A 25,472-nucleotide genomic window follows, 5' to 3' on the forward strand; every position below is an offset into this window, starting at 1 on the left:
CGCCGGTTTCTTCAACCGGCGCAGGGCATATCGATCATGAGAAATGCTGGAGGGCCTCAAAGTTTCCAGCCCGAATGCAGTGCCGCGATGCCGCCGGAATAATTGCGGAAAGAGACGCGATCGAAGCCCGCGCGGGTGATCATGGAAGCAAAATTCGCCTGGTTGGGAAACCTGGCGATCGATTCGACCAGATAGGAATAGGGCTCGCCGTCGCCGGTGACCATCTTGCCGATCCTTGGGATGGCGTTGAACGACCAGGCTTCGTAGGCCTTGTCGAGCAGCGGCATCTCGACTTCGGAAAATTCGAGGCACAGGAACCGCCCGCCCGGCTTCAGCACGCGGAATGCTTCACCGAGCGCGACATCGATGCGCGGCACGTTGCGAATGCCGAAAGCGATGGTGTAGGCGTCGAAGGTGGCGTCGGCGAAGGGCAGTTCCTCGGCGTTGGCCTCGACGAAATCGGTGTTGCCGGACAGGCCTTTCTTTTCGGCCCGGTCGCGGCCGACGGCAAGCATCGAGCCATTGATGTCGAGCACCGTGGCATGGGCCTGACCGTGACTGGCCTCGACGATGCGGAAGGCGATGTCGCCGGTGCCGCCGGCAACGTCGAGCACGCGCCAGCCCGCCCGCTTTGGCGGATTGAGCCAGGTGACCATGGCATCCTTCCACAGCCGATGCAGGCCAGCAGACATCAGATCGTTCATCAGGTCGTAGCGGTTGGCGACCTTGTGGAAAACATCGTTGACCAGGGACTGCTTGTCGCCAGCCCCCACACGCTTGAAACCATAGGAGGTTTCCATGCCGCCCGCGGCCGTGGTTCTCTCAACTGACATTTTTTTGATCCGTCATAAAACCGGCGGGACCATAGCCGATCGATGGTGCGGGCGCTATTGTTTAAGGCGCGGTGTTCGGCCGCGCTTCCAGGTGGTGGGTTTTCAAGACCTGGACTGACCGACGGGATGATTGAATGCCTTTGAAAGCGGAATTGCACTGCCACATCGAAGGGGCAGCGGCGCCCGAACTCGTCATCCGCCAGGCGCAGAAATATGGCAAGGATACCTCGCCCTATATCCAGAACGGTTCCTTCGTCTGGCACGATTTCACGTCCTTCCTCGCGGCTTACGATTTTTCCTCCGATCTGTTCCGGACGGAGGAGGACTATGCGCGCCTGGCCGATCATTATCTGACCAGCCTCGCCCGCGACGGGGCGATCTATTCCGAGGTCTTCACCTCGCCGGATCATGCCAAGAAGGCCGGCCTGTCGCCCAAGGCCTACACCGATGCGCTCGGTGAAGGCATGGCGCGAGCCAAGGCCAAGACCGGCATCGAGGGCCGCATGATCGTCACAGGGGTGCGTCATGTCGGCGTCGAGTCGATCGAGCAGGCGGCACGCTTCGCGGCGCGCTGTGGGCATCCGCTGGTCACCGGCTTCGGCGTTGCCGGCGACGAGCGGGTAGGCGAGATGGAGGACTATGTCAGGGCTTTCGAGATCGCCCGCGAAGCCGGGCTCGGCATTACCGTCCATGCCGGCGAACTGACGGGCTGGGAGACTGTCCAGGCAGCGCTCGATTACATCCGCCCGTCCCGCATCGGCCATGGCGTGCGCGCCATCGAGAACCCGGACCTGGTCCGGCGCATCGCCGACGAGGGCGTCGTGCTGGAATGCTGTCCCGGCTCCAACATCGCGCTCAGGGTGTTCGACAGTTTTGCCGATCATCCCTTTCCGGCCCTGCGGGCCGCCGGCTGCAAGGTGACACTGAATTCCGACGATCCGCCCTATTTCTGGACCTCGCTGAAGCGCGAATACGAGATCGCCGCCGAGCATTTCTCGATGAACGAAAAGGCGCTCACCGCCATTACCCGCACCGCCATCGAAGCCGCCTTCGTCGACAGGAAGACCAAGACCGCGCTTCTTGCCCGCCTGAACGGCGCCTCCCGCTGATTTCTTCCGACAAAGCTGTGGTCGGTGCAGGCCAAGCGGTTCCTTGGCCGGCGCATTGCCGCTAGGGTTCGCCCAAGCAGCTTGAAGCGCGGCGCGTCCGAAAGGGTCCATGCGCGCACTTTCGGGCGACACGCATCAGGAGAACATCATGAAGGGCGTCACCGTCGTCGACCATCCGCTTGTCCAGCACAAGCTGACCATCATGCGCAAGAAGGAAACCTCGACGGCCGGCTTTAGGCGGCTGCTGCGCGAGATCTCGCTGCTGCTCGGTTACGAGGTCACGCGCAACCTCGAATTGACGACGACGACGATCGAAACGCCGATCGAGACCATGGAGGCGCCGACGCTGGAGGGCAAGAAACTGGTCTTTGCCTCGGTGCTGCGCGCCGGCAACGGTTTGCTGGAAGGCCTGCTCGACCTGGTGCCGGCGGCTCGCGTCGCCCATATCGGCCTCTACCGCGACCACGAAACGCTGGAGGCGGTCGAGTATTTCTTCAAGGCGCCGAGCGATCTCGCCGACCGGCTGGTCATTGTCGTCGATCCGATGCTGGCCACCGCCAATTCGGCGATCGCGGCGATCGACAAGCTGAAGGGGCGCGGCGCCACCAACATCCGCTTCCTCTGCCTGCTGGCGGCGCCCGAAGGCATCGAACGCTTCACCAAGGCGCATCCGGACGTTCCGGTCTTCACCGCTTCCATCGATCGCCAGCTCAACGAGAAGGGCTACATCATGCCTGGCCTCGGCGACGCCGGCGACCGCATGTACGGGACCAAGTAGTATCAGGCAAAGTTGCCTGGTGCTATTTACCAAACGTTTACGCAAAGGCGCGGTTCTGGCGCGCGTTAAAGCGGCAAACACCATCCGGGCTTAAGGATCGGCGGTCAAAAAGGCCGATCCATGCTGCGCAAATTTCTCATCCTTGGCGTTTTTGCCGGTGCATCGGCATCGATACCGATTGTGTATCAGTCGAATCCGCGGATCCTCGAAAACCTGTTGAAATCGGCGGCGACGAGCAAGCCCGCGGTCGATGCCCAGCCCGACGTCAACCTGGTGTCAGTCCCCAACAAGCCGGCGGCGCCGCTGCCGCTCGGCCGCAAGGTCGTCGTCACGGCGGACGAGCGCGGGCACTTCTCGTCGGCCTTCAAGCTGAACGGACGTCAGGTCGACGGCATGATCGACACCGGCGCGACACTGGTCGCCATCAACACCTCGACGGCACGCAGGATTGGGTTGTCGCTCAACCCTTCCGATTTCAGCCACCAGGTCAACACCGCCAACGGCACGATCAAGGCTGCCGTGGCATCGATCGACCGGCTACAGATCGGTACCATTACCGTCAATGACGTCCAGGTCATCGTGCTCGACGACAGGGCTTTGCACACCAACCTGATCGGCATGAGCTTCCTCAGTCGGCTCAGCAAATACCAGGCCGAGAACGGGACGCTGCTGCTCGTCCAGTAACTAGAGCCTGTTCCATCCCGATGGAATCGGGATGGGGCCTATCTCTTTGTTTGAGCATGATCTTTCCCGAAAACCGGATTCCACTTTTCGGGATCATGCTCTAGCCCCGCGGCAGAATCCGTCTGATGACCGACTTGTCGGCGGCCGGCTTCGAAGCGCCGATTGCATAGGCCGAGAGCACGGCTACGGCTGCGGTCTCGGCATCGGACGGCGAACGGGCGTGGATCAATGCAAGGGGCTCGCCGGTCCTGACCTCGGCGCCGACCGGCAGCAGCCTGGTGATGCCGACCGCGGGGTCGACCTTGTCGTCCGGCCGTGTGCGCCCGCCTCCCAGACCAACCACGGCAAGCCCGATGTCGCGGGTCGCGATGCCGGTGACGAAGCCGTCTGCGGTCGCCTTGACGGCGAGCTCGGTCGCCGCCGTCGGCAAATATCTCTCCGGCTTCTCGATGAAGTCGGCGGGGCCACCGAGAGCAGCCACCATGCGCGCGAAGGTGGCGGCGGCACGGCCACTGGCGAGCGTTTCGCTGGCGCGGCGCATGCCATCCTGGTTCGACGACACCAGTCCCGCCAACTGCAGCATCTCGGCGGCCAGCGCCAGCGTCACGTCCTCCAGCCGACGGTCACGAAGACGGCCGGTGAGGAAATCGACGGCATTGCGCACCTCGACGGCATTGCCGGCAGCCGAGGCCAGCGGCTCGTTCATGCCGGTGATCAATGCCGAGGCCTTCAGCCCGGCGCCGTTGGCGATTTCGACCAGATTGTTGGCGAGGGCCGTCGCGTCGCGCGACTTCTCCATGAAGGCGCCGTTGCCGACCTTGACGTCGAGCACCAGTGACTGCAGGCCAGCGGCCAGTTTTTTCGACAGGATCGAAGCGGTGATCAGCGGCACCGATTCGACCGTGCCGGTGACGTCGCGGATCGCATAGAGCCTGCGGTCGGCGGGGGCGAGATCGGCGGTCTGGCCGATGATGGCGCAACCGGTTTCGAGCACCGCCTTGCGAAACAGCGCGATATCGGGCTGGCTGACATAGCCGGGGATCGCGTCCATCTTGTCCAGCGTGCCACCGGTGTGGCCGAGGCCACGGCCGGAAATCATCGGCACATAAGCGCCACAAGCGGCGACGATCGGCGCCAGCATGAGCGAAACATTGTCGCCGACGCCGCCTGTAGAATGCTTGTCGGTGACGGGGCCGGGCAGGTCCGACCAGTCGAGGACGTCGCCGGAATCGCGCATGGCCAGCGTCAGCGCCACCGCCTCGTCACGGCTCATGCCGTTGAAGAACACGGCCATGGCGAAGGCGCCGACCTGGCCATCCGAAACGGCCCCGTCGGTCACGCCCGTGACGAAGCTGGCGATCTCTTGCGCCGACAGTTTAAGACCATCACGCTTGCGGCGGATGATTTCTTGCGGAAGCATGCGGCTTTACCTTTCCCCTTGTGGGGGTCCGAAGGACGCGCACGACCAGTGGCTTGCCCCGTAAGGCCGTTCCACAGGGCGGAGCGGGGCGGGCAGGGCCCGCTCGTCGACCCTCTCCCCAAGGGTGAGGGCAAAAACCGCTTCACCCATCCAGCAAGCCTTCCTGGAACAAATGCTGCAGGATCGTCGCCAGCCGCGCACCGCCGATCGGCGCCATGTCCTTGGTCTCCTGGTGCGAAAGCTCGGCTCCGGTCATGCCGGCGGCCAGGTTGGTGATTACCGAGCAGGCGGCGACACGCAGCCCGAGGAAGCGGGCGAGGATGACCTCCGGCACGGTCGACATGCCGACGGCGTTGGCGCCCATGATGCGCGCCATGCGGATTTCGGCGGGCGTTTCGAAGCAGGGACCGGAAAACCACATGTAGACGCCCTTGTGAAGCGCGGTGCCGGTCGCCTTCGCCGCGCGTTCGAGCGCCTTGCGGATACCGGCATCATAGGCTTCGGTCAGGCCGACGAAGCGGCGGTCGCTGGGCTCGCCGATCAGCGGATTGGTGCCCGAGAAATTGATGTGGTCGGTGATCAGCATCACCGAGCCGGGCAGCATATCCGGATCGACCGAACCGGCGGCATTGGTGAGGATCAGTTTTGTGATGCCGATACCGGAAAGCACTTCCAGCACCGGCCGCATCGCCGCGGCGTTGCCATGCTCGTAATAGTGGGCGCGGCCGGACAGCGTCAGCACCGGCACGCCGGCAAACAGCCCCGCCACCACTTCGCCGGCGTGACCGGTGACGCCGCTCCTGGGAAAACCCGGCAAGTCGGCATAGGGGACACGGATCGGATCCTCGATCTGGTCGACCAGCCCGCCCAGGCCCGAGCCCAGGACCAGCGCGGCCGCCGGCGCCAGGCCGTCCAGCCTTTCGACGAGATGGTCCAGCGCCTTTTCCATCATTGCACCCAGCTCTTCATTTCAGGATATCGCCCCGGAAGCCGTAGGGCAGCATCTCGCCCATGGTCACGGTTTCGGCCACGCCGGCATTGTCACAGAGATAGAGCTTTGTCTCCGGCCGGCAGAATTCGGCCAGCCGCTGACGGCAGCCGCCGCAGGGCGAGCATTTCGCCATGCGTTCGGCAATGACGGCGATTTCGACGATCTTGCCGCCGCCACCCATGACATAGTGGCCAAGCGCGGTGGTTTCGGCGCACCAGCCTTCCGGATAGGAGGCAATTTCGATGTTGGCGCCGGCAAAGACGCGTCCATCCTCGGTGCGAAGTGCCGCCCCCACCGGAAACTTCGAATAGGGCGCATAGGCCTTGGCCATGGCCGCCTTGGCCGCCTCGAACAGATCATGCGACATTCAGTTGTTCTCTCCGATGATCGTGTCCAAAACCCGGCATTCCCGCTTGAAGCGCGGCGCGTCGAAACGGAATCATCCGACGCGCTTCAAGTCTTGTTTCCATGCATCTCGTCGTCTCAAGATCGGCGCCATTTTTGAGCGACATGCATTGGCCTGACCCGCAGTTTCGGCTCAGCGTTCCTTCACGTAGGGCACGCCACCGGCACGCGGCGGGATCGCCTTGCCGATGAAGCCGGCGAGCAGGATGACGGTGAGGATGTAAGGCAGCGCCTGCATGAACTGCACCGGCACCTTGCCGATGATGGGCAGCGGCGAGCCCTGCAGGCGGATCGACAGCGCGTCGAGGAAGCCGAACAAAAGGCAGGCGAACATGGCGTTGACCGGCTTCCATTTGGCAAAGATCAGCGCGGCCAGCGCGATGTAGCCCTTGCCGGCGGTCATGTCCTTCACGAAGCCGCCATTCTGCACCATCGACAGATAGGCACCGGCGATGCCGGTCAGGATGCCGGTGCAGATCAGCGCCCGGTAGCGCAGCCAGGCAACGGAAATGCCGGCCGTGTCGACGGCGGCCGGGTTTTCGCCGACGGCGCGCAGCCGCAGACCAAAGCGGGTGCGGAACAGCACCCACCAGGTGAATGGTACCATCAGGAAAGCGAGATAGACCAGTATTGAGTGGCCGGAGATCAGTTCCGAATAGATCGGTCCCAGGATAGGCACGTCCCTGACCGCTTCGGCACCGGGCCAGACAATCGCGTCGAACCGCTCGCCCGGCTGCAGCGCCGGTGTGCGCCCGCCTTGCTGGAACCAGGCCTGGCCGAGAATGATGGTCGATCCGGCGGCGATGAAATTGATCGCCACGCCGGAGACGATCTGGTTACCGCGATGGGTGATCGAGGCAAAGCCGTGGATCATCGCAAACGCGACCGAGATCAGGATGGCCATGCCGAGGCCGAGCAAGGCCGAATGGAACACGGAAGCGGCCGCGGCGCCGGCGAAAGCACCGACCAGCATCTTGCCCTCCAGCCCGATGTCGAAGATGCCGGCGCGCTCCGAATAGAGGCCGGCGAGGCAGGCGAGCAGGAGCGGTACCGACAAGCGGATGGTCGAGTCGAGTATCTGCACGATGGCGATGAAGACAACCATCTCAGGCACCCTTCCCTTTGACCGCTTCCATGCCGACCGATCTTGGACTGAACGAAGCGAACAGCGCCTGGATGTAAGGCCGGAACATATGCTCGAGCGCGCCGGCAAACAGGATGACCAGACCCTGGATGATGACGATCATGTCGCGGCTGATTGCCGGCATCTCGAAGGCGAGCTCTGCGCCGCCCTGGTAAAGCATGCCGAACAGGATCGCCGCCAGCACGATGCCGACAGGGTGGAGGCGGCCCATCAGCGCTACCGCGATGCCGACGAAACCGGCGCCGCTGACAAAGTCGATCGCGACATTGTGCTGGTCGCCCATCACCGGGTTGAGCGCCATCATGCCGGCCAGGGCACCCGAGATCATCATGGCGGTGATGATGATGCGGGTTTCCGAAATGCCGGCATAGCGAGCCGCCTTCGGGCTGTGACCGTAGGTGCGCATCTCGTAGCCGAGCTTGGTGCGCCAGATCAGCAGCCAGACCAGGAAGGCCATGATCAGCGCCAGCAGGAAGGTGATGTTGAGCGGGGCCGAATGGATCTTGGCGCCGAACAGTTCGATGATCCAGTTGAGCTTCGGCAATTCCGCGCCCGCGAGGAAGTTGCGCGTCTGCGGCGCTTGCGACCCTGCCGGCTTCAATGGGCCTACCAGCAGGAAAACCATGATCGACGCGGCGATGAAGTTGAACATGATTGTGGTGATGACGATGTGCGAGCCGCGCTTGGCCTGCAGATAGGCGGGGATCAGCGCCCACAACGCGCCCACGACCGCCGAAGCGACGATGGCCAGCGGGAAAGTGAGCCACCATGGCAACACGCTGTCGAAGGCAAGGCAGACGACGGCGATACCGAGGCCGGCGATGTAGGCTTGCCCCTCGGTGCCGATGTTGAACAGCCCGCAATGCGCTGCCACCGCCACCGAAAGCCCGGTGAATATGAACGTGGTGGCATAGAACAGGGTGAAGGCGATGCCGGTTCCCTTGCCGAAGGCCCCCTCGACCAGGATGACGGCGGCGCGGAACGGGTTCTCTCCGACCAGAAGCACGACGAAGCCGGCGACGACGAAGGCAACGAACAGATTGATCACCGGGATCAGGCCATAGTCGGCCCAGGCCGGCAGCTTGGCGTAAGGCGTGCTCAAAGTCCTGCCCCCTGATGCTCGACGCCGGCCATCAGCAGGCCGAGCTCGCCCTCGGTCGTTTCCGGACCGCGTTCGCCGACGATGCGGCCGGCAAACATCACCAGGATGCGGTCGGAGAGCGAACGGATCTCGTCCAGCTCAACCGAGACCACCAGCACCGCCTTGCCCTGGTCGCGCATGGCGATCAGGCGCTTGTGGATGAATTCGATGGCGCCGACATCGACACCGCGCGTCGGCTGGCCGACGATCAAGACACCCGGGTCTTGTTCCATTTCCCGCGCGAGCACGATCTTCTGCTGGTTGCCGCCGGAGAAATTGGCGGTCTTCAACCGGCAGTCCGCCGGGCGAATGTCGTATTTGGCGATCTTGTCCTTGGCATCGTCGCGGATGGCATCGATGTTGAGCAACGGCCCCTTCAGGTAGCGGGGATCGTCGTGATAGCCGAGGATCGAGTTCTCGTTCTCCTCGAAGGCCAGCACCAGCCCGACATGATGGCGGTCCTCCGGCACATGGGCGAGGCCGCGGTCGCGCAACTCACCTGGATCGGCCGCGCCCGTGAGGTCGATCGGCTTGCCGTCGAGCATGACCGAACCGGAAACGGCGCGCCGGATGCCGGAAATCGCCTCGAGCAGTTCGGACTGCCCGTTGCCGGCGACACCGGCGATGCCGACGATTTCGCCGGCGCGGATGTCGAAGGAGATGTCGTCGACCATGGTGACGCCGCGAGAATCCCTGACTGTCAGGTTCTTGACCGCGAGCTTGACGTCGCCGGCTTCCGCCTCGCCTTTTTCGACCCGGAGCAGCACGCGGCGCCCGACCATGAGTTCGGCCAATTCCTCGACCGTGGTCTTCTTCGTCTCGCGCGTCGCCACCATCGTTCCCTGGCGCATGACCGACACCGTGTCGGTGATGGCCATGATCTCGCGCAGCTTGTGGGTGATCAGCACCACGGTCTTGCCCTGTTCCTTCAACTGCTTGAGGATGCGGAACAGGTGGTCGGCCTCGGCGGGTGTGAGCACGCCCGTCGGTTCGTCGAGGATCAGGATCTCGGCGCCGCGATAGAGCGCCTTGAGGATCTCGACGCGCTGCTGCAGGCCGACAGGCAATTCCTCGACGATCGCATCGGGATCGACTTCCAGCCCGTATTCGCGCTCGAGGCGCTCGAGTTCGGAGCGCGCCTTGGCGATGCTCCTTTTCAGCAGTGCATCGCTTTCGGCGCCGAGGATGATGTTCTCCAAGACCGAGAAATTGTCGACCAGCATGAAATGCTGATGCACCATGCCGATGCCGAGCGCGATGGCATCGTTGGGCGTGTTGATCGATGCCGGCTTGCCGCCGACGCGGATCTCGCCGCTGTCGGCCTGATAGAAGCCATAGAGGATCGACATCAGCGTCGACTTGCCAGCGCCGTTCTCGCCGACAATGCCGTGGATGGTGCCGCGAGCGATTTCCAGATTGATGTCGCGATTGGCGCGCACGGCGCCAAAACTCTTGTTGATGCCGATCAGCTCGATTGCGGCTTGCGCCATGCAGCCTGTCCCACTCTTATTTTTTATCGCTTGGTCAAAACGCCTAGCATGACGCTCCGCCCGTGCCAATTGGCCGGAGCATCGTTCACTCTCGACAAATCCCGGTGCGCTTGTCAATTTCCAACGTGGCCGGGACCTCCACATTTGCTAATATGGGCAAGCCGTCGCAACCCTGTGGCGCAAGGCATTGCGGTGCAAGACTGGGGATTTTGAATGACCATGCCCGCCGATCGGCTGACGACGTTGGAAATTCGCGCCGCCGAACAAGAACACACCATCGAGGAACTGTCAGGCCAGATCGCCGAGCAGTGGAAGGTGATCGAGCGCATGCAGCGCAAGCTCGACGCGCTGGCCGACCGTTTCCTGGCGCTGGAGGAACAGGCAGCACCCGACGTGCCGATCACCAAGCCGCCGCACTGGTAGGGAAGGGGAGCACAAGCCATGAGCGACCGCATCGCAAGGGCCGGCGATTATGTGCTCGGCCTGATGAACGACGCGGACCGCGAACGGGCCGAACGCGATCTTGAGATCGACCCCGCCTTCCGCGACGCGGTGGTGCAGCTTGCCGAACGCATGCACATGTTCGACCGCGCGGGAAAACCAGGTGGCCTGCCCGGCAATCATTGGCAGCTGGTTACGCGACGCCTCGCCGAATTGCCGCAGATGCGCAGTTCGGGGCTGGGCGATGCCAGATCACCAGCGGTGATCCGCGGCCTGCCCCAGAGGCCGCATGGCATCGGCCTGCAAGCACTTGGTGGCCTGCGCGGATTTGCCGTCGCCTTCGGACTTATAGCGGCCTTCGGGTTGGGTTATCTGGCGGGCAAACTGTAGGCCAACGCAAAACCGCCGGGCTTGCACCCGGCGGTTTGCAGTTCTGTCGAATATACGTGCCGCTTAGTACGGGCAGGCGTTGTCGGCCGTGTAGTCGTGCACTTCGAGCTTGCCGGCGATGATGTCGGCCTTGGCCTTTTCGACCGCCGCCTTCATCTCGTCGGTCACCAGCGCCTTGTTGTTGTCGTCCATGGCGTAGTCGACGCCGCCCTCTTTGAGGCCGAGATTTTGCAGGCCGCCCTTGAAGGTGCCGTTCTTGCCGTCCATGAAGGCGGTGTAGACGGCAACGTCGACGCGCTTCATCATGGAGGTCAGCACCTTGCCGGGCTGCAGGCCGTTCTGGTTGGAATCGACGCCGATGCCGAGTTTGCCGGCATCCGCCGCCGCCTGCAGTACGCCGACGCCGGTGCCGCCGGCCGCGGCATAGACCACGTCGGAGCCCTGGTCGATCTGCGTCTTGGCGATCTCGCCGCCCTTGGCCGGGTCGTTCCAGGCAGCCGGTGTGTCACCGGTCATGTTCTGGATGACGTCCGTCGCACCGGCCGACTTGGCGCCGCCGACATAGCCGCATTCGAATTTGCGGATCAGCGGGATGTCCATGCCGCCGATGAAGGAGACCTTCTTCGACTTCGAGGCCATCGCCGCCAGGATGCCGACGAGATAGGAGCCTTCATTCTCCTTGAAGACCAGCGAGCGGACATTGGGCAGGTCGACGGCATCGTCGATGATGGCGAAGTTGAGATCAGGATATTCCTTCGCGACCACCTTGAGCGCATCCTCCCAGGCGAAGCCCGCCATGACGATCGGGTTGCGGCCGTCCTCGGCGAAGCGGCGCAGAGCCTGCTCGCGCTGCGAGGCGTTGGAGACCTCGAACTCGACATAGGCGATGCCGGTTTCCGTCTTGAATTTCTCGGCGCCATGGAAGGCTGCCTCGTTGAAGGATTTGTCGAACTTGCCGCCCAAATCATAGAGGATGGCCGGCTGGACATCCGCGGCGAAAGCCGGAAGAACCATTGCGGTTGCGGCCAGAAGGCCGAGAACAATACGTTTCATGTGATCCACACCCTGTCGGTTATTTTTTCCGTTACGCACCGCCCGCCTGCCCGGTTCGCCGGCAGGCATGCGACGTCAGCCTGGAGTGTATTCCCCTCCCGCTCGAGGGCAATCTGGCACGGCCCGAAACAAATTTCACGCGGAATTTTGACCTTTTGGAAAAGCATGGCGCGGGGAGGCCGCGCCGCGGCTTGATCCTTGCGCGAAAGGCTTCAGGCGGAGGCCGCGGCCGGCATGGCGCAGGCAACGCCGGTGCCCTTGAGGTTGCAATAGCCGTAAGGGTTCTTCGCCAGATATTGCTGGTGATCGGCTTCTGCGAAGTAGAATTCCGGCGCCGGCGCGATCTCGGTGGTGACCTTGCCGTGGCCTGCACCGCGCAGCGAGGCCTCATAGGCGTCGCGCGAAGCACTTGCCGCGCTGAATTGCGCGTCACCGAGCGTGTAGATCGCGGAGCGGTAGGTGGTGCCGACATCATTGCCCTGGCGCATGCCTTGCGTCGGATCGTGGCTTTCCCAGAACAGCTTCAGAAGCTCGGCATAGGAGACGACCTTGGGATCGTAGACCACCAGCACCACTTCGGTATGGCCGGTGAGGCCGGTGCAGGTTTCCTGGTAGGTGGGATTGGGCGTGAAACCGCCGGCGTAGCCGACCGCGGTGACCCAGACGCCTTCGAGCTGCCAGAACAGCCGCTCGGCGCCCCAGAAGCAGCCCAGCCCGAACATCGCCGTCTCCAGCCCCTCCGGATAAGGTCCCTTGAGGGGCCTTTTCAAGACGTGGTGTCTGGATGTGGTCGGGATTGCCCGGGCGCGGCCCGGCAAAGCCTCGGACGGCTTCGGCAAATGAAGCTTCTTGTTCAGCATGTCGCTGAGAAAGAACATGCGCGGTCTTCCTTCTCTGGGGGACCTTTGGGTGGACGCAGGACGCGGATCAGGTGGCGGCGAATTGTCCGGTGCGTCGTTGCCGCCGGTAACCGATCGCATAGAGCAGGAAGGCCAGCACGGCAAAAACCGCGAAGCCGGGCTGGTTGAGCACCCAGGCGATGACGCTGTCCCAGAGCAGCGCGCCTGCCTTGGCCCGGACGAAGGTTTCGAAAGCCGCCCGCGTGTCCGGCGAGACGGCCAGCCAGCTGGTGTTGAGCGGGGTCAGCACCAGCGCCGAAGCAGCCACCGTGCGCGTCGCGTCGAGCACCGCCATGATGACGGAGATCGACAGCGCCACCATTGCGGCAAGACGAAAGATGAAGCGAAACATTCGAGACCTTTTCCCCCGGGCCAGTGCTCAAGCTCCTCCCGAGGACCTTTCGGCACGCGTTTCAGAACGAGAGATAGAATGCGCAGGCCGGGTTCGCAATCGCCATACGCGAATTTGAAGCCGATCTATGCCACTGGCTTGCGCCTGCGCCGGTGAGCAAGCCAGACCGCGACAATGCCGCCGCCAATGGCGCCGACCACCAGGCCGGCCAGGCCGATGAACGCGGCGAAATAGCCGCAGGCGCCTTCGAAGCAGCTCATGTTGGTGACATCTGAAATCACCGAACCGGCGAGGAAGCCGGCGACGGCGCCGATGACCGCGCCAAGGATGATACCGAGCAGGGCGGCGACGATCGAAACGAAGACCGGCGGCGCTTCGGTTTCCGGCTTGGCGTAGACGGTCTCGGCACCTGAACCGCGGCGCAGCAGGTAGATGCAGAGCAAGCCGATGGCGATTTCGGCACCGGTGATGGCCAGACCTCTGGCCGAGAAGACGAAATCGGGCACGGCAAGCACATAGGCCTGCCTTGCCAGCAGCCAGATGATGATGGCGATCTGCCAGATGGTGAAATGGCGCGGGAAACGCGCCGAACGGCCGAAGGCGAGGCCAAGCAGGTAAAGCCCCCACAGGACGGTGACGACGTTGGCGGCGAGCCCGCCAAGGATGAAATAGAAGATCTTGTCCGGCAGGCCGGAATTGCCGACCAGCCACCAGGCCGACGCCAGGCCATAGACCGACCACGCCATGGCGAAGATGAGCCAGCCCACCGGCACGAAGGAGAGCCCGCTGTCCGGCCGTGCGGCTGGCGTCTTTCCATTGCCCGGATTTCCACTGCTCGATGTCATGTCCGGACGATGCCCCCGCAAAGCCTGCATCACTCGACAGATGGCCGGGAGCGAAGTCAAGCGCGGCTGGCCTTGCGGCCTTGCCTGTGCACATCATTCGAGGACAGCGCCTCAAAACGGGGGGCTCCGGCGGCGGCGTGAAACGCTGTGTGGCCGGCAAAGCGAATAGACCGCCGTTATGGCTTGGCATTCGGCGCGGGATCGACTAGATGAGCCCCGCGCCTGTTGCTTTGACGGCTCAGGTGCAGGGGAAGGGTGCCCGCTGGTTGGCGGCATCCGTGGAGCGGAATTTCCGCACCAAAGCCCCAAGGGAGATGCATATCCCCAACCCGCGTGGCGAAACCGGCCGGCGCGACATGCAAGGACGGAGAGGTGGCCGAGTGGTTGAAGGCGCACGCCTGGAAAGTGTGTTTACGGGAGACCGTAACGCGGGTTCGAATCCCGCTCTCTCCGCCATTTTTCAGTTAATATTTATCGAAATCAATATGATATGAATTCGGCGCTCGCCGACACACCTTTGAACCCACCAGCAAGAGGGGCGTGGTCGTAGACGCCGTTTGCGGGAGCAATTAGGGGCTCGATCGCCGAGGGAAACCATCACGGAACGCATTGCCATCCGGGACATTGAGGAACCAGCGCAGCCCGCGCGTTCAACCTCAAGGAATTCCCGGCATGGCGAAGCAAGTATCAAAATCGGCAGGTTTGTCTGCCACGATCCACGATCAGAAACTGAACCGCGGCGAAGGTGGGGAATTGCACCAGGTCGCAGCCGGCTCGACGCCGGTGCTTACGACCGCTCAGGGCGGGCCGGTCTCCGATGACCAGAACTCGCTCAAGATCGGCGCCCGTGGTCCGACGACACTCGAGGACTTCCACTTCCGCGAAAAAATCTTCCATTTCGATCACGAGCGCATTCCCGAACGCGTCGTCCATGCGCGTGGCTATGGCGCCCACGGCTACTTCGAAACCTATGAATCGCTGGCGAAATACACGCGGGCCGATATTTTCCAGCGCGCTGGTGAAAAGACGCCGGCTTTCATCCGCTTCTCGACCGTTGCCGGCAACAAGGGCTCGGCCGACCTCGCGCGGGATGTGCGTGGCTTCGCCGTAAAGCTCTACACCAAGGAGGGCAACTGGGACATCGTCGGCAACAACATCCCGGTGTTCTTCATCCAGGATGCGATCAAGTTTCCCGACCTGATCCATGCCGCGAAGGCGGAGCCGAACAGCGACTTCCCGCAGGCGCAGACCGCGCATGACAATTTCTGGGATTTCATTTCGCTCACCCCTGAAAGCATGCACATGATCATGTGGGCGATGTCCGACCGGGCCATACCACGCTCACTGCGCTTCATGGAAGGTTTTGGTGTCCATACGTTCCGGCTGCTCAACGCCAAGGACGAGTCGACCTTCGTCAAGTTTCTATGGAAGCCAAAGCTCGGCCTGCAATCCGTCGCCTGGAACGAGGCGGTCAAGATCAACGGCGCCGATCCCGACTTCCATCGTCGCGACCTGTGGGATGCGATTCATGCCGGCAATTTCCCGGAATGGGAGCTGCAGTTGCAGCTCTTCGACCAGGCCTTCGCCGACAGTTTTGACTTCGACATCCTCGATCCGACGAAACTCATTCCCGAGGAGGTGCTGCCGCCGATCGCAGTCGGCCGCCTGGTGCTCGATCGCATGCCCGACAATTTCTTCGCCGAGACCGAGCAGGTCGCGTTCATGACGCAGAACGTGCCGCCCGGGGTCGACTTCTCCAATGATCCGCTGCTGCAGGGGCGGAATTTCTCCTATCTCGATACGCAGATCAAACGGCTCGGAAGCACCAACTTCACCCACCTTCCGATCAACGCACCGAAGTGCCCCTTCCACAACTTCCAGCAGGATGGGCATATGGCAATGCGCAACCCGGTCGGCCGCGCCAACTACCAGCCGAATTCATGGGACGAAGGCCCGCGTGAGCAGCCGGCCAAGGGGTTCCGGTCGTTCGCTGAAGTTGAAGCGGGACCAAAGGCGCGGTTGCGGTCGGAGACCTTTGCCGACCACTACAGTCAAGCGCGCCAGTTCTACATCAGCCAGCAGCCCGTGGAGCAGGACCACATCGCCTCGGCGCTGACTTTCGAACTGAGCAAGGTGCGTACTCCGGTCATCCGCGAGCGCATCGTGTCCCACCTTCTGAACATCGATGACGGGCTGGCCGGCAAGGTGGCGGATGCGCTGGGCTTGAAAGCGATGCCGAAGCCGGCCGATGCTGCTGTGCCGACGCGCCGGGACCTCGGTGCCTTGGACTCGCTCAGCATTCTCAAGAACGGCCCCGGTCGTTTCGAGGGCCGTAAGCTCGGAATTCTGGTGACCGACGGAACGGACGCCGGCTTGCTGAAGGCGATCGTGCAGGCGCTGACCAAAGCCGGCGCAAGCTTCGAGATCATCGCGCCGAAGGTCGGCGGCGCCACGGCGAGCGACGGCAGCTGGATCGACGCGCAGCAGATGATATCAGGCGGACCTTCGGTGCTTTACGACGCGGTCGCACTGTTGCCGGCAAAGCCGGCAATGGCCGACCTGCTGAAGGAATCGACGGCCCGCGACTTTGTCGCCGATGCCTTCGCGCATTGCAAATTCATCGGCTTCGTCGAGGCGGCAGCGCCGCTGCTGTCGAAGGCAGGCGTGGTCGAGGACGAGGCGGTTGTCCGGCTCGCGTCAGTCAAGGATGTCGCGGGGTTCGTCACCAGGCTCGGCGAACTGCGCTGGTGGGCACGTGAGCCAAAGGTCAAGCTGGGCTAGCCCTGCAATCGGATTTGGCTGTGCTCCCTGCCCACCTGGCACAGCCAAATCCAGCCGCATTTCCTTGGCGATCGAAAGGCTAGGGGCGAGATAGACGCCGACATCGGAGGCTTTACAACGCGAGCCTCTTGCGTGGGTTCGGGTAACCCCTTCCCCTCAGGTGGAAATATCCCCCTGCAATAGCGTTCTGCTATAAATCGATCGATGAAACAGGAAATTGTCGACCGTGCAATTGTCTTGCTTCGGCAATATCGGGAAATCCTGGTCGCAAGTTATGCGCCGGTCGGACCGGACGGAAAGCCGCAGCTCAGGACGCTGAAGCAGAGCACGGATCCGCTGGAGGTGGCCGCATTGGCTGATATCGTCTCGCTCGATGTACTCATCGGCGAAATGTCATCGAGCTAACCAGACCTCTCATTTTCTTTCCTGTTGCGCCGGTCCTGGAATTTCAGGTTCAATTGTCGGCGCTGCGATGGGACGTGGCTCGCGATCGTGCTGGAATTGCTCAGCCCACTGCAGGTCCATCAGCCAAGGTTCGCGCCGGCCGATCCAGAGTTCGTAATCCGGTACAATGTCGCTGGGGGCAAGATCAAGCGTGCCGAGCATGATCTCCGCCTCGTCATCGCGCAACGAGGCGACGCGAGATCCGCAATCGGGGCAAAAGCTTCGGCCTTCAAATGTCCGGAGTTCGCCCGCGCCCTTATAGGCAGATCGCGACCAAACGCCGAAGAAGTTGAACGCGCTACCGCTCGCACGCCGACAATCCTGACAATGGCAAAGGCCAACGCGAAGCGGAGTGCCTTGCACGGAGAAGCGAACCGCACCACAGAGGCAACCACCCGCGCGAATGTCATCTTCGCTCATGTCAGAGTTCGCTTTCATGTCAGAGTTCGCTTTGGAGGATCGCGGTTCTCGTCGGGGTTGGGGACTGGCAGCTCGTCCGGCAGCAAATCGGGGTCAGGTTCACGCACGTCAGGCGTCCAGGTCGGCGCATCCACCGGCGGTTCCTGGTCTGGCTCTGGTCTGGGCGGCATGGCTATTCTCCTGATCTGTAACGGGACGTGGCGTCTTGCGGCTCACTGGTCGCTCCGTCTCCTGGGGTCCGGGTCTGCACGAGAGCCCGCGTCCTTGTCCGCCCCCGCCGTCTTGGGGCTGACCGGTGCTTGACCCGCGTCGATCCCGCTTGGGTTTTTGCGCTCGATTTTGACGCCGGCACTCTCCGGCTCCCTGATGATTGCCTCGCTGGGATCCTTGATCTTGGCCATGCCCGTTATCTCCTTTGCTGGCCAACGACCAGCAGTCAGGAATGTTCCATGGACGGGGAACTCGCAGCGCGTGGAGCGGTTATCGGTCAACACATTGGAGAACCGAAAATGTCTGGCAACGAAAACCATCGCGAAACTGGAGCAACGAAATATCCCGCCAAGACCGGTGCCGACCCGTCGGATGCGTTCTCCCAGGATGCGGCTGGCAACAAGAAGCCCAAGAGCGGGATTGGACTGACGCGGTCCACCGATGAAGTGAACGACAAGACGCATCAGTCAGATGGGCAAGATCCAGCGAGCCGGGGAACGTCGAGCAGCGGAAAGAGGGCTCGGCCATGAACGTCGCCAATCTTCAGCTTGAGGGACGATGATAGCACTCGCCTCGATCAACAATTTGCTGGTCCACAAAGGCCTGCGTTCGATCGACGATATCGACACCGCCCTGCAAAAGGCGGAGGCGTCCGTCAGGGGTGACGAGCGGACCTGTGAAGATATGTCGCCAGCCAATCGCGACGCGATCTGCAGTGCACAAGGTGAAGCGGACATCCCATCATTTTCGGAACTGGCGACAATGGTGGGACAAACGAAAGAGCCTGACAGCGATCAGATGTGATCGCGCCCCTGTAGCGGCGGTCTACATTTCACGGTTTTCGATAATACCGGCTTCGCCATCTATGAGTGATGGACTGTGACGGCATTACTACAGCTTTTTCGATACCGCGCGGTTATGGTGGGGTTGGGTTGGGGCATTTCATGATCAAAGTTTTCTACGCATCCGTTGCTCTTGCGGCTCTTGTCGCGCCAGCAAATGCGCAAGACGTCAACTGGACCGGCTACTATGCCGGTGCCGAAATCGGGGCAGGATTTTCACACCCGGGTTTTGATGGCGGTTCCACCGTAAGCGGTTCGGACTTCAACGAGAGCGCATTTGTCGGTGGTGTTTTTGTCGGTCACGATTGGCAGTCTGGCCAGTTTGTATATGGCGGCGTGGCGAGCTTCGACTTCCTCGGCTTTCATGACCAGACAGCAATAGACCCAATATTCGGCGGCAAGACCAATTCCTATACCTATGATCTGGACTGGGTCGCGTCGGCGCGTGCACGCGCCGGTTTCCTGGCTTCGGACCAGCTGTTGCTCTACGGCACGGCAGGTGTCGCGGTCACCCGTGTTGAAACGTCGGCGGATTTCGCGTTCGGCGGGACCGAAACAGTGAACAAGACGCTTGTTGGTGGCGCATTTGGCGCTGGTGCGGAATATGTCTTCGCACCAAACTGGTCATTCAAGACGGAGTATGTCGAGTACCTTTTTGACAAGGTGGAGGTCTCCAACTCCATTGACTTCAAACCGAGATTCGGAACCTTGAACTTCGGAATTTCATACCGGTTCTAAGTCTGCTTACGGCCATATGACCTGGCTATTTCACGCACGAAGTTTCGCTTCAGGTCGGGTCCCTCGAAAACGGGAAGTTTTGCCACCGCACGTACCCGGTTTTTGAACTCGTCAAGCGTAAGCGCGAAGATCAACTGATCCAGTCGCTCGCCAGTTTTGGAATCGAGCCTGTGCGAGAGCAGTTCGCCTTCCTGGCGCAGCATCCCAAGCCGACATGCGGTCACCGCTGCCTGATTGCGGGCGAGCGGCTCGAACATCAGTTTCTCCATCCCTCGTTCAACGAACATGTGCCAGATCGCGATGCGCGTCGCTTCGAACGAAACCTGAAGCCGTCGATGTGCCGCATCACCGACTATCAGGTGTAGCGATCCAATGCGGTGGCGAGGATCAATTTCCGTCATGATCAAGCCGATCGGCTCGTCGTCATCGAGAGTGCGGATCGCCAGCAAGTTGCGCCGCACGTTGTCGAAACTTCCGACATAGGCGCGAAACGATTCGAGGCCCAGCGGTGCAGCAGGCATGTTCAATCCCGCAGCGACGGCAGGATCGGCTAGCCAGCGTGCGAAGCGCTCATTGACTTCGCCTGGCCGCAAGGTGCGAATTCGACAGCTTTCTCCGGATCGCTCGACAAGGATCGGCTTCTGAGTTGGGGCTGCCGGTGGAAAATTCAGGCGTTGGCCGGCCTGAGGCATTTTGGGCATGTGCGGACTCACTCCGAACTCAAACTTGCACCGGTTGCAAAATCTCATGACTGGTGGGCGCGACGGCCGCCAGGCGAGAGCCTACATTTCGTTCGATGGGGGCGTCAGAATATCCAGCCGGATTATTATCTCCATTGCATCCTCAGCCGCCAGTGAAAAGGGTGACGCACTTGGCGGGTATGCCGCTGATCGGCGTAAGCGGAAGCCATGTCCGGCGCGCATCGCTTCCCTTCCGGTTTTTCGCTATTTCGATATGTTCCGTGGCCCGTCCCGCAACTGGTCGAGCCAGCCGAAGACCGTGCCGGGCGCCCGGCTTCCCTTGCCCAAAAGCGCGGACAGCTCGGCTTCCGCGCGCTCGCGGATGGTTTCCTCCTGTTCGGGCAGGGGCGGAAGGATATGAGCGTAATAGGTCTTGTCGAGCAGGCGATGCAGCAGCCGCTCGCCGGGGAACGGCTCATTGTTGTTGAGCGCGCGCGCCCCCTTCAGCAGGTTGCGGATGTCATATTGCGTGGGGCTGATATCGGCGACCTGCTTGGGCAGACCCAGCAGCGTATAGACACCGATGCGCGCCGTGCGCACCGAACATTCCATCGTAAAAATGATGTCGTTGCTGGTTTCCACGAATTGCCCCAGCAGGGCCAAGTTCGTGCAGCCCTCGGGCACGACGCGAGGACGGTCACCCGCCGCGCGCGGCATGAACTGTGCGGTGATATAGGGCATCAGCGCCAGGCGAACCTTGGTATTGGCCGCAATCTCGTCCAGCTGGTCGACGATGCCCAGATGATAGCAGAGCTCCGCCAGGATTTCCCGGCCGGTGCAATCAGGCATCGGCTTTTTGACGTAGTTGCCGTCCTTGTCCATCAGCAGTGCATAGACCCATAGCACCAGCACATCGTCGGGCTGGGTCGGGAAATGGGGCTGACGGTTGCAGGTGAAGCTCAGCACCCAGTTCGAGTCGGTGAATGTGATAATTCCGCCCGTGACGGTCCTGCCCTAATAAGGATCGTTGACCGACAGTTCCTTCAGCTTGTCGACGAAGGGTGAAGGCTTGCAGGTCAGCGTCGCCGATTCCCACATCGAGCCCCTGACATTGCCGTAGAACTTCTCCGGCTTGCCAAAGACCGGTGATTTCCGCGCCAGGTTCTTCCACAGCGTCCAGTCGCTGTCTTCGCCCGGCTCAGTGTTGCCCCGTGCAAGAACCGGGGCGATGTCCATGTCGCCGTAAGCCGTTCCCTCGGTCATCGAGCCAGTGAGGGCGAAGACCACATCTTTCGGACCGATGGCGATGCTCTCGTCCTTGCCGCCTAGCTTGCAGCGGATCGCGATCACGGTGCGGCCACCGGCTCCTTCGACCATGTCGAGGTCATAGGCCCGGGTGTCGAACTGCAGCTTGACGCCTTTCTCTTTTAGAAGGCGGGTCAGCGGCACGACAAAGCTGTCATACTGATTATATTTCGGGAACACCAAGGCCGACATGTCATTCAGACCGTCGATCGCGTCGAAGAAGCGATGCATGTAGAGCTTCACTTCCAGCAGGCTTTGCCAGTTCTCGAAGGCGAACATCGACCGCCAGAGATACCAGAAGTTCGTTTCGAGGAAGCTCTCGCTGAAATATTGCTCAATCGTGATATCGTCGAGATCTTCCTTGCGCTTGAGCAGCAGCTTGACGATCTCCCACTGGTGGGATTTGCTCAGGCCCAGCGTCGAAAAATCGCGGATCTGGCCCTGCTTGTGCATGAGCCTGGCCTTCGACCAGTTCGAATCATTGTCATTCACCAGCCGATATTCGTCCAGGACGCTATAGCCTTCAGGCAGTTCCAGCGCCGGCACGTCCTGGAAAACGTCCCAGAAATTGTCGTAGTTGAAGTTCATCTCGCGGCCGCCGCGGATGATGTAGCCGTCTTCTGCATTGCCGGCGCCATCGAGCGAGCCGCCGGCGACGTTCATCGTGTCGAGGATGGTGATGTCCTCACCCTTCATGCCGCCGTCACGGATCATGTAAAAGGCGGCGGCCAGCCCAGCGATGCCGCTGCCGATAATCCAGGCCTTGCGCCCTTCGACTGGCTCGACCGGAACGGCACGATTGCGCATGTAGGGCCCCACCATGTCAGGCGGCGGAAGCGTGTCGTTCGGGCCTTTGCGCCAGAAGCCTTCGCCTACATTGGCTTCGATCAGGGGCTTGCCGGAAGCCGGACTAGTCGGGCTGGAGGCTTCTTCGGCCATGGTCTTCCCTTCCGTTGATTGACACCGGGAGGTGCGATCGGAAATTCATGGAAGAGGTTATCGTGTGATATTCAGATGATAATTGATATCGATCAACGGACCCGAAAGCAGCTTCAGGCTTGATGGCTCAAAGTGGACCGGAGCCAACTCCCTTCTGGTGGCGGAGCGACCACAAACACAGCTTGGAACCTCCCGCCTCGCAACGCGTTTCCTGGCGTCCCGTTCGTGGACCAGCCCGGACATTTCTCCAGGCGCTGTGATAATCAGGAGCCCGCTTCATGCACGACAAGCTGTTTCATTCACCGGTCGCACTGACCGTCGGCCTCGGCTTCAAGCGCGAGATCGCCTCGCTGGCCGAAATGCACGATTTCCTGACCGAGTGGACGACCTCCCGCCGCGGTCCGCTCTACCGCAACGCGGTGCAGGCATGTGACCTCGCCATTCCGGGATATGTCACCATCGAGCAGGCGCGCCATGCGCTGGTCGAATTTGCGCAGGCGGCCGGCATCCTCTGGCCGGATATCGAGCCGGTGGTCGGCGCCCGCGCCGTTGCCCGCGGCTATGGCGGCTACGCCGCATGAGGAGTGATACCGCTTCCTGTCGTGGTGGCTAACTCAGCCGCCACGGAAAACCCGGCTTGGCCTTGCCGGGCCGGGATTTCACCTCGAGACCCACAAATAGCCCGCAGCCCCCTGGTCAGGTCGATGAAGTTGGCCGTGCGCCTTGCGCGACAATCACCCCGCGCCGTCGCCCCGGCTCGCGGGCCGTGGACGCGGGCTCGTCCGCCTGTTGCGCGGCAAGGCGCAGCGCTTTCAGCCTGGCCGTCTTTTCTTCACGGGCCGCCCGCTCGGCGGCGATCACGATCTGCGATTCACGCTTGGCGCGTTCGTCGCGCTCTGTGTCGACTTTCGCACGTTTCATTTGCCGCTGCCCCTTTCGACCCGGATATCGAAATCAATGCTCCTGCCGCGCTCGACGGCAAGCTCAGCCACGAGGGTCACCAATTCCTGGTCGGAGAGGGCGCAGTCCGGCATCGCCGATTTCAGCGCCTGCAACGCACGCTTCGTCGATATCGGCGTCGCCAGCGTTCTTCTGCTGTCGACATATTGGGCCGCGATCTGCCGGTACGTCATTTTCGGGAACATCGTCATCTCAATGCACCTCCTGCCTCGGAATGGTGCGGCAGCGCGGCAGCGTTGGCGATTACAAATGATGGCTGGCTGAATTTCGTCCCGACCTGGGCTGAGCAATTCTCAGTCGCACCATCGCGTGGAGATGACCAGCGATGCCACGAGGACGCGATTTCCGCTCTCGTCCCGCACTTCGAGGGTAATGGAGGCGCCGTCGCCGTCGAGCATCTCGTCGCGGATGATGTCAGGCAAGATGCGGACCGCCTCGCGCCGCAGCCGCTCGGGCGTATCGAACAGCTGTCCTTCTTCGTCGACCGTGAGGCCGTCGCAGCTGTACAAATCCATGAAATATCTTGGCATCTACTCACTGGACCCGAGCGTGATGGAACGTTGAGTGGCTCAACCTTCAATCTGCAAACCAGGTTGTTGTTCCATCAGCAGTGGCATTGGCCAGCGAACAAGCGCACTCTAACAAATGTTAATGCCCGTCATCGGCCGAAGGCCTAGTGCACCCGAAGCCGCTCCTGGCTTGCGACAGAACACTTGGCGATCGGCTCTCAGGTCTTTTCGCTGGAGATTGCGGTGCTTGAACCCCTGTATCTGAACCTCGGTCAGCACGACGCCCTTTCCGATGCCGAAAAAGCGCTGCTGGCCGGCGCGATGACGTTCGAGAGGCATTTTGCCATCGGGCAGGATATCGTCGCTTCCGGATCGCGGCCGACCTACTCGACGCTGATCCTCGACGGGCTGGCGGCACGCTACAAGGTACTCGAAAATGGCGGCCGGCAGTTCACCTCATTGCAGGTGCCGGGCGACTTCGTCGACCTCCACGCCTTCCTGCTGAAGACCATGGATCACGGCATCGTCGCGTTGTCGCCCTGTCACGTCATCTTCGCAGAACACAGCAGGCTTCGCGCTATCACGGAGGAAGCGCCACACCTCACCAGGCTCTTGTGGCTGGACACGCTGGTCGATGGCGCCATCCATCGCGAATGGATCGTCGCGATGGGACGACGCTCCAAGACATCGCATCTTGCCCATCTCGTCTGCGAGCTGTTCGTGCGGCTGCAGGTGGTCGAACGTACAAATGGCATGAGTTTCCATCTGCCGTTGTCGCAAGCGGAACTGGCCGACGTACTCGGTCTCTCGGTCGTGCATATGAACCGTGTCATCGGCGCGTTGCGCAAGGTCGGCGTGGTCAGCTGGGCAAACCATACGGTGACCATCCTCGACTGGCATCGGCTGCAGGAAATCGCCGAGTTCGATCCGACCTATCTCAGCATGATGCGTGAGCCGCGCTAAGGTGCATCGCAATACAGGTGATGCCGGTCTGCAAACGCCGGGTTTCCGCGCTTCCAGTGCTTCGCGGACTTCCTGTCCGCTCCGCTCCGGTTCCCGAAACCCGGCATTTTCGGCTCGGTCCGATCTGAATCTCAACACACCTCAGATCATTGCAGACGCGGCGACCGATCCTTGCGGATCTATGCGGCCTCGGCCGCGACGTTCACGGCCGACTCCGCGATCTGCGTCAGGGCTTCGTCCGTGGCCTTCTCTTCCTTCAGTGTCGCTTCGAGGAGTGTCACCGCCTCGTTGAGGCCGAGTTCGCCGGCCCAGGTGCTTAGCGTGCCATAGCGCGAGATCTCATAGTGCTCGACCGCTTGCGCGGCAGCCAGCAGCCCGGCGTCGAGGGCGGGGGAACCCTTGTACTCCTCCATGATCTCGGCGCCTTCCTCGGTGATGCCCATGATGGCGGCGCAGGTCTTGCCCGTGGGCTTCTTGCCGATGACGCCGAAGACCTTCTCCAGCCTCGCGACATGTCCCTCGGTTTCGGTGCGGTGCTTTTCGAAGGCGGCTTTCAGGTCGGCGCTTTGTGCCGCCTTGGCCATCTTGGGCAAAGTCGCCAGTATCTTCTTTTCGGCGAAATAGATGTCTTTCAGCGTGTCGTGAAACAGGTCGTCGAGCATTTTCTGTTTTGCCATTGTCATCTCCTTTGGTGGGGCCCTCAGGT

The 25,472-nt window shown here is 61.9% G+C and carries 29 protein-coding genes, 1 tRNA gene and 2 pseudogenes; 13 read left to right on the forward strand and 19 right to left on the reverse strand.

The genetic code is table 11. From position 1 onward, the window contains the following. Positions 1 to 56: 56 nt before the first annotated feature. On the reverse strand, positions 57 to 833 hold the full coding sequence (ubiE, locus tag NR193_RS13840) for a bifunctional demethylmenaquinone methyltransferase/2-methoxy-6-polyprenyl-1,4-benzoquinol methylase UbiE (RefSeq protein ID WP_256751372.1): 777 nt from the start codon (positions 831 to 833) through the stop codon (positions 57 to 59). A 134-nt stretch (positions 834 to 967) separates the two neighbouring features. Between ubiE and NR193_RS13845 the strand changes: the two genes are divergently transcribed. The 3 genes from NR193_RS13845 (at position 968) to NR193_RS13855 (ending at position 3,404) form a co-directional block, all read left to right on the forward strand. Then, positions 968 to 1,942 (forward strand): adenosine deaminase, encoded by a 975-nt coding sequence (locus tag NR193_RS13845; protein ID WP_256751373.1) that lies wholly within the window; start codon positions 968 to 970, stop codon positions 1,940 to 1,942. Between the two features lie 148 nt (positions 1,943 to 2,090). Beyond that, the gene (gene upp, locus NR193_RS13850) at positions 2,091 to 2,720 is read left to right on the forward strand and encodes a uracil phosphoribosyltransferase (RefSeq protein WP_010911460.1); all 630 of its coding nucleotides are present in this window, start codon (positions 2,091 to 2,093) and stop codon (positions 2,718 to 2,720) included. A gap of 120 nt (positions 2,721 to 2,840) precedes the next feature. Next, positions 2,841 to 3,404, forward strand: a complete 564-nt coding sequence (locus tag NR193_RS13855; protein ID WP_256751374.1) for a TIGR02281 family clan AA aspartic protease — start codon at positions 2,841 to 2,843, stop codon at positions 3,402 to 3,404. Between the two features lie 100 nt (positions 3,405 to 3,504). Here the strand turns inward: NR193_RS13855 and deoA are convergent, their stop codons facing one another. The 6 genes from deoA to NR193_RS13885 all read right to left on the reverse strand — a co-directional run bounded on the left by deoA (position 3,505) and on the right by NR193_RS13885 (position 9,995). Then, positions 3,505 to 4,824 (reverse strand): thymidine phosphorylase, encoded by a 1,320-nt coding sequence (deoA, locus tag NR193_RS13860; RefSeq protein WP_256751375.1) that lies wholly within the window; start codon positions 4,822 to 4,824, stop codon positions 3,505 to 3,507. A gap of 142 nt (positions 4,825 to 4,966) precedes the next feature. Then, positions 4,967 to 5,776: a purine-nucleoside phosphorylase gene (locus tag NR193_RS13865; protein WP_256751376.1), complete on the reverse strand. Its 810-nt coding sequence runs from the start codon at positions 5,774 to 5,776 to the stop codon at positions 4,967 to 4,969. Positions 5,777 to 5,789: 13 nt separating this feature from the next. Beyond that, positions 5,790 to 6,182 carry a cytidine deaminase gene (gene cdd / locus NR193_RS13870; RefSeq protein WP_256751377.1) on the reverse strand — a complete coding sequence of 131 codons (393 nt, stop codon included), beginning with the start codon at positions 6,180 to 6,182 and terminating at the stop codon, positions 5,790 to 5,792. A 171-nt stretch (positions 6,183 to 6,353) separates the two neighbouring features. Continuing rightward, positions 6,354 to 7,325, reverse strand: a complete 972-nt coding sequence (locus NR193_RS13875) for an ABC transporter permease (protein WP_256751378.1) — start codon at positions 7,323 to 7,325, stop codon at positions 6,354 to 6,356. A gap of 1 nt (position 7,326) precedes the next feature. After that, entirely contained in the window at positions 7,327 to 8,466 is a 1,140-nt protein-coding gene (locus NR193_RS13880) for an ABC transporter permease (protein ID WP_256751379.1), read from the reverse strand. Next, positions 8,463 to 9,995: an ABC transporter ATP-binding protein gene (locus tag NR193_RS13885; protein ID WP_256751380.1), complete on the reverse strand. Its 1,533-nt coding sequence runs from the start codon at positions 9,993 to 9,995 to the stop codon at positions 8,463 to 8,465. The genes NR193_RS13880 and NR193_RS13885 overlap by 4 nt, the downstream gene beginning before the upstream one ends. Positions 9,996 to 10,208: 213 nt before the next feature. Here NR193_RS13885 and NR193_RS13890 point away from each other — a divergent pair, with 213 nt between their 5' ends. Both NR193_RS13890 and NR193_RS13895 read left to right on the forward strand, forming a co-directional pair. After that, the gene (locus NR193_RS13890; RefSeq protein ID WP_256751381.1) at positions 10,209 to 10,418 is read left to right on the forward strand and encodes a SlyX family protein; all 210 of its coding nucleotides are present in this window, start codon (positions 10,209 to 10,211) and stop codon (positions 10,416 to 10,418) included. Positions 10,419 to 10,436: 18 nt separating this feature from the next. Next, positions 10,437 to 10,826 carry a hypothetical protein gene (locus tag NR193_RS13895; protein WP_256751382.1) on the forward strand — a complete coding sequence of 130 codons (390 nt, stop codon included), beginning with the start codon at positions 10,437 to 10,439 and terminating at the stop codon, positions 10,824 to 10,826. A gap of 63 nt (positions 10,827 to 10,889) precedes the next feature. Here NR193_RS13895 and NR193_RS13900 read toward each other — a convergent pair whose 3' ends face one another. The 4 genes from NR193_RS13900 to NR193_RS13915 form a co-directional block, all read right to left on the reverse strand. Continuing rightward, complete coding sequence (locus NR193_RS13900; RefSeq protein ID WP_256751383.1) at positions 10,890 to 11,879, reverse strand: BMP family protein; 990 nt, start codon at positions 11,877 to 11,879, stop codon at positions 10,890 to 10,892. 212 nt (positions 11,880 to 12,091) lie between these two features. Further along, positions 12,092 to 12,757: a peptide-methionine (S)-S-oxide reductase MsrA gene (msrA, locus tag NR193_RS13905; RefSeq protein WP_256751384.1), complete on the reverse strand. Its 666-nt coding sequence runs from the start codon at positions 12,755 to 12,757 to the stop codon at positions 12,092 to 12,094. A gap of 49 nt (positions 12,758 to 12,806) precedes the next feature. Continuing rightward, on the reverse strand, positions 12,807 to 13,130 hold the full coding sequence (locus NR193_RS13910; protein ID WP_256751385.1) for a hypothetical protein: 324 nt from the start codon (positions 13,128 to 13,130) through the stop codon (positions 12,807 to 12,809). A gap of 125 nt (positions 13,131 to 13,255) precedes the next feature. After that, positions 13,256 to 13,975: a hypothetical protein gene (locus NR193_RS13915; protein ID WP_256751386.1), complete on the reverse strand. Its 720-nt coding sequence runs from the start codon at positions 13,973 to 13,975 to the stop codon at positions 13,256 to 13,258. A gap of 366 nt (positions 13,976 to 14,341) precedes the next feature. Between NR193_RS13915 and NR193_RS13920 the strand changes: the two genes are divergently transcribed. The 3 genes from NR193_RS13920 to NR193_RS13930 all read left to right on the forward strand — a co-directional run bounded on the left by NR193_RS13920 (position 14,342) and on the right by NR193_RS13930 (position 17,161). After that, a tRNA-Ser gene (locus NR193_RS13920) sits at positions 14,342 to 14,431 on the forward strand. A 216-nt stretch (positions 14,432 to 14,647) separates the two neighbouring features. Then, on the forward strand, positions 14,648 to 16,756 hold the full coding sequence (locus NR193_RS13925; RefSeq protein ID WP_256751387.1) for a catalase: 2,109 nt from the start codon (positions 14,648 to 14,650) through the stop codon (positions 16,754 to 16,756). A 204-nt stretch (positions 16,757 to 16,960) separates the two neighbouring features. Then, entirely contained in the window at positions 16,961 to 17,161 is a 201-nt protein-coding gene (locus NR193_RS13930) for a hypothetical protein (protein WP_256751388.1), read from the forward strand. A 9-nt stretch (positions 17,162 to 17,170) separates the two neighbouring features. Here NR193_RS13930 and NR193_RS13935 read toward each other — a convergent pair whose 3' ends face one another. Then, positions 17,171 to 17,620: a GFA family protein gene (locus NR193_RS13935; RefSeq protein ID WP_256751389.1), complete on the reverse strand. Its 450-nt coding sequence runs from the start codon at positions 17,618 to 17,620 to the stop codon at positions 17,171 to 17,173. A 212-nt stretch (positions 17,621 to 17,832) separates the two neighbouring features. Continuing rightward, positions 17,833 to 18,021, reverse strand: coding sequence for a hypothetical protein (locus NR193_RS13940; protein WP_256751390.1), 189 nt, complete (start codon positions 18,019 to 18,021; stop codon positions 17,833 to 17,835). Positions 18,022 to 18,129: 108 nt separating this feature from the next. Here NR193_RS13940 and NR193_RS13945 point away from each other — a divergent pair, with 108 nt between their 5' ends. The 3 genes and pseudogenes from NR193_RS13945 to NR193_RS13955 all read left to right on the forward strand — a co-directional run bounded on the left by NR193_RS13945 (position 18,130) and on the right by NR193_RS13955 (position 19,410). After that, positions 18,130 to 18,360 (forward strand): hypothetical protein, encoded by a 231-nt coding sequence (locus tag NR193_RS13945; protein WP_256751391.1) that lies wholly within the window; start codon positions 18,130 to 18,132, stop codon positions 18,358 to 18,360. Further along, positions 18,357 to 18,634: pseudogene (locus NR193_RS13950) on the forward strand (hypothetical protein). Before NR193_RS13945 ends, NR193_RS13950 begins: the two are co-directional and overlap by 4 nt. Before the next feature lie 140 nt (positions 18,635 to 18,774). Continuing rightward, complete coding sequence (locus NR193_RS13955; RefSeq protein WP_256751392.1) at positions 18,775 to 19,410, forward strand: outer membrane protein; 636 nt, start codon at positions 18,775 to 18,777, stop codon at positions 19,408 to 19,410. Here NR193_RS13955 and NR193_RS13960 read toward each other — a convergent pair. Continuing rightward, complete coding sequence (locus NR193_RS13960; protein ID WP_256751393.1) at positions 19,407 to 20,111, reverse strand: GNAT family N-acetyltransferase; 705 nt, start codon at positions 20,109 to 20,111, stop codon at positions 19,407 to 19,409. The two genes, NR193_RS13955 and NR193_RS13960, sit on opposite strands and share 4 nt — an antisense overlap. A 243-nt stretch (positions 20,112 to 20,354) precedes the next feature. Further along, positions 20,355 to 22,334: pseudogene (locus NR193_RS13965) on the reverse strand (oleate hydratase). Positions 22,335 to 22,612: 278 nt separating this feature from the next. Between NR193_RS13965 and NR193_RS13970 the strand changes: the two are divergent. After that, positions 22,613 to 22,915, forward strand: a complete 303-nt coding sequence (locus NR193_RS13970; protein WP_256751394.1) for a DUF982 domain-containing protein — start codon at positions 22,613 to 22,615, stop codon at positions 22,913 to 22,915. Positions 22,916 to 23,030: 115 nt separating this feature from the next. On the opposite strand, the gene NR193_RS13975 is transcribed toward NR193_RS13970, so the two are convergent. The 3 genes from NR193_RS13975 to NR193_RS13985 all read right to left on the reverse strand — a co-directional run bounded on the left by NR193_RS13975 (position 23,031) and on the right by NR193_RS13985 (position 23,809). Continuing rightward, positions 23,031 to 23,255, reverse strand: coding sequence for a hypothetical protein (locus NR193_RS13975; protein WP_256751395.1), 225 nt, complete (start codon positions 23,253 to 23,255; stop codon positions 23,031 to 23,033). Beyond that, a complete protein-coding gene (locus NR193_RS13980) occupies positions 23,252 to 23,485 on the reverse strand; it encodes a hypothetical protein (RefSeq protein WP_256751396.1) in 234 nt (77 codons plus the stop codon). Before NR193_RS13980 ends, NR193_RS13975 begins: the two co-directional genes overlap by 4 nt. Before the next feature lie 102 nt (positions 23,486 to 23,587). Then, positions 23,588 to 23,809, reverse strand: a complete 222-nt coding sequence (locus NR193_RS13985) for a DUF6894 family protein (RefSeq protein ID WP_256751397.1) — start codon at positions 23,807 to 23,809, stop codon at positions 23,588 to 23,590. 237 nt (positions 23,810 to 24,046) lie between these two features. Here NR193_RS13985 and NR193_RS13990 point away from each other — a divergent pair, with 237 nt between their 5' ends. After that, complete coding sequence (locus NR193_RS13990; protein WP_256751398.1) at positions 24,047 to 24,766, forward strand: Crp/Fnr family transcriptional regulator; 720 nt, start codon at positions 24,047 to 24,049, stop codon at positions 24,764 to 24,766. A 179-nt stretch (positions 24,767 to 24,945) separates the two neighbouring features. Here NR193_RS13990 and NR193_RS13995 read toward each other — a convergent pair whose 3' ends face one another. Then, positions 24,946 to 25,443: a ferritin-like domain-containing protein gene (locus NR193_RS13995; RefSeq protein ID WP_256751399.1), complete on the reverse strand. Its 498-nt coding sequence runs from the start codon at positions 25,441 to 25,443 to the stop codon at positions 24,946 to 24,948. Between the last annotated feature and the right edge of the window lie 29 nt (positions 25,444 to 25,472).

This window comes from Mesorhizobium sp. Mes31 (assembly GCF_024519675.1).
GTDB lineage: Bacteria > Pseudomonadota > Alphaproteobacteria > Rhizobiales > Rhizobiaceae > Mesorhizobium.

What these genes read in the sequence shown, in the direction of transcription:
- ubiE (WP_256751372.1), bottom strand. Translation starts at nt 833, where the DNA reads ATGTCAGTTGAGAGAACCACGGCCGCGGGCGGCATGGAAACCTCCTAT.
- NR193_RS13845 (WP_256751373.1), top strand. Translation starts at nt 968, where the DNA reads ATGCCTTTGAAAGCGGAATTGCACTGCCACATCGAAGGGGCAGCGGCG.
- upp (WP_010911460.1), top strand. Translation starts at nt 2,091, where the DNA reads ATGAAGGGCGTCACCGTCGTCGACCATCCGCTTGTCCAGCACAAGCTG.
- NR193_RS13855 (WP_256751374.1), top strand. Translation starts at nt 2,841, where the DNA reads ATGCTGCGCAAATTTCTCATCCTTGGCGTTTTTGCCGGTGCATCGGCA.
- deoA (WP_256751375.1), bottom strand. Translation starts at nt 4,824, where the DNA reads ATGCTTCCGCAAGAAATCATCCGCCGCAAGCGTGATGGTCTTAAACTG.
- NR193_RS13865 (WP_256751376.1), bottom strand. Translation starts at nt 5,776, where the DNA reads ATGATGGAAAAGGCGCTGGACCATCTCGTCGAAAGGCTGGACGGCCTG.
- cdd (WP_256751377.1), bottom strand. Translation starts at nt 6,182, where the DNA reads ATGTCGCATGATCTGTTCGAGGCGGCCAAGGCGGCCATGGCCAAGGCC.
- NR193_RS13875 (WP_256751378.1), bottom strand. Translation starts at nt 7,325, where the DNA reads ATGGTTGTCTTCATCGCCATCGTGCAGATACTCGACTCGACCATCCGC.
- NR193_RS13885 (WP_256751380.1), bottom strand. Translation starts at nt 9,995, where the DNA reads ATGGCGCAAGCCGCAATCGAGCTGATCGGCATCAACAAGAGTTTTGGC.
- NR193_RS13890 (WP_256751381.1), top strand. Translation starts at nt 10,209, where the DNA reads ATGACCATGCCCGCCGATCGGCTGACGACGTTGGAAATTCGCGCCGCC.
- NR193_RS13895 (WP_256751382.1), top strand. Translation starts at nt 10,437, where the DNA reads ATGAGCGACCGCATCGCAAGGGCCGGCGATTATGTGCTCGGCCTGATG.
- NR193_RS13900 (WP_256751383.1), bottom strand. Translation starts at nt 11,879, where the DNA reads ATGAAACGTATTGTTCTCGGCCTTCTGGCCGCAACCGCAATGGTTCTT.
- msrA (WP_256751384.1), bottom strand. Translation starts at nt 12,757, where the DNA reads ATGTTCTTTCTCAGCGACATGCTGAACAAGAAGCTTCATTTGCCGAAG.
- NR193_RS13910 (WP_256751385.1), bottom strand. Translation starts at nt 13,130, where the DNA reads ATGTTTCGCTTCATCTTTCGTCTTGCCGCAATGGTGGCGCTGTCGATC.
- NR193_RS13915 (WP_256751386.1), bottom strand. Translation starts at nt 13,975, where the DNA reads ATGACATCGAGCAGTGGAAATCCGGGCAATGGAAAGACGCCAGCCGCA.
- NR193_RS13925 (WP_256751387.1), top strand. Translation starts at nt 14,648, where the DNA reads ATGGCGAAGCAAGTATCAAAATCGGCAGGTTTGTCTGCCACGATCCAC.
- NR193_RS13930 (WP_256751388.1), top strand. Translation starts at nt 16,961, where the DNA reads ATGAAACAGGAAATTGTCGACCGTGCAATTGTCTTGCTTCGGCAATAT.
- NR193_RS13935 (WP_256751389.1), bottom strand. Translation starts at nt 17,620, where the DNA reads ATGAGCGAAGATGACATTCGCGCGGGTGGTTGCCTCTGTGGTGCGGTT.
- NR193_RS13940 (WP_256751390.1), bottom strand. Translation starts at nt 18,021, where the DNA reads ATGGCCAAGATCAAGGATCCCAGCGAGGCAATCATCAGGGAGCCGGAG.
- NR193_RS13945 (WP_256751391.1), top strand. Translation starts at nt 18,130, where the DNA reads ATGTCTGGCAACGAAAACCATCGCGAAACTGGAGCAACGAAATATCCC.
- NR193_RS13955 (WP_256751392.1), top strand. Translation starts at nt 18,775, where the DNA reads ATGATCAAAGTTTTCTACGCATCCGTTGCTCTTGCGGCTCTTGTCGCG.
- NR193_RS13960 (WP_256751393.1), bottom strand. Translation starts at nt 20,111, where the DNA reads ATGCCCAAAATGCCTCAGGCCGGCCAACGCCTGAATTTTCCACCGGCA.
- NR193_RS13970 (WP_256751394.1), top strand. Translation starts at nt 22,613, where the DNA reads ATGCACGACAAGCTGTTTCATTCACCGGTCGCACTGACCGTCGGCCTC.
- NR193_RS13975 (WP_256751395.1), bottom strand. Translation starts at nt 23,255, where the DNA reads ATGAAACGTGCGAAAGTCGACACAGAGCGCGACGAACGCGCCAAGCGT.
- NR193_RS13980 (WP_256751396.1), bottom strand. Translation starts at nt 23,485, where the DNA reads ATGACGATGTTCCCGAAAATGACGTACCGGCAGATCGCGGCCCAATAT.
- NR193_RS13985 (WP_256751397.1), bottom strand. Translation starts at nt 23,809, where the DNA reads ATGGATTTGTACAGCTGCGACGGCCTCACGGTCGACGAAGAAGGACAG.
- NR193_RS13995 (WP_256751399.1), bottom strand. Translation starts at nt 25,443, where the DNA reads ATGGCAAAACAGAAAATGCTCGACGACCTGTTTCACGACACGCTGAAA.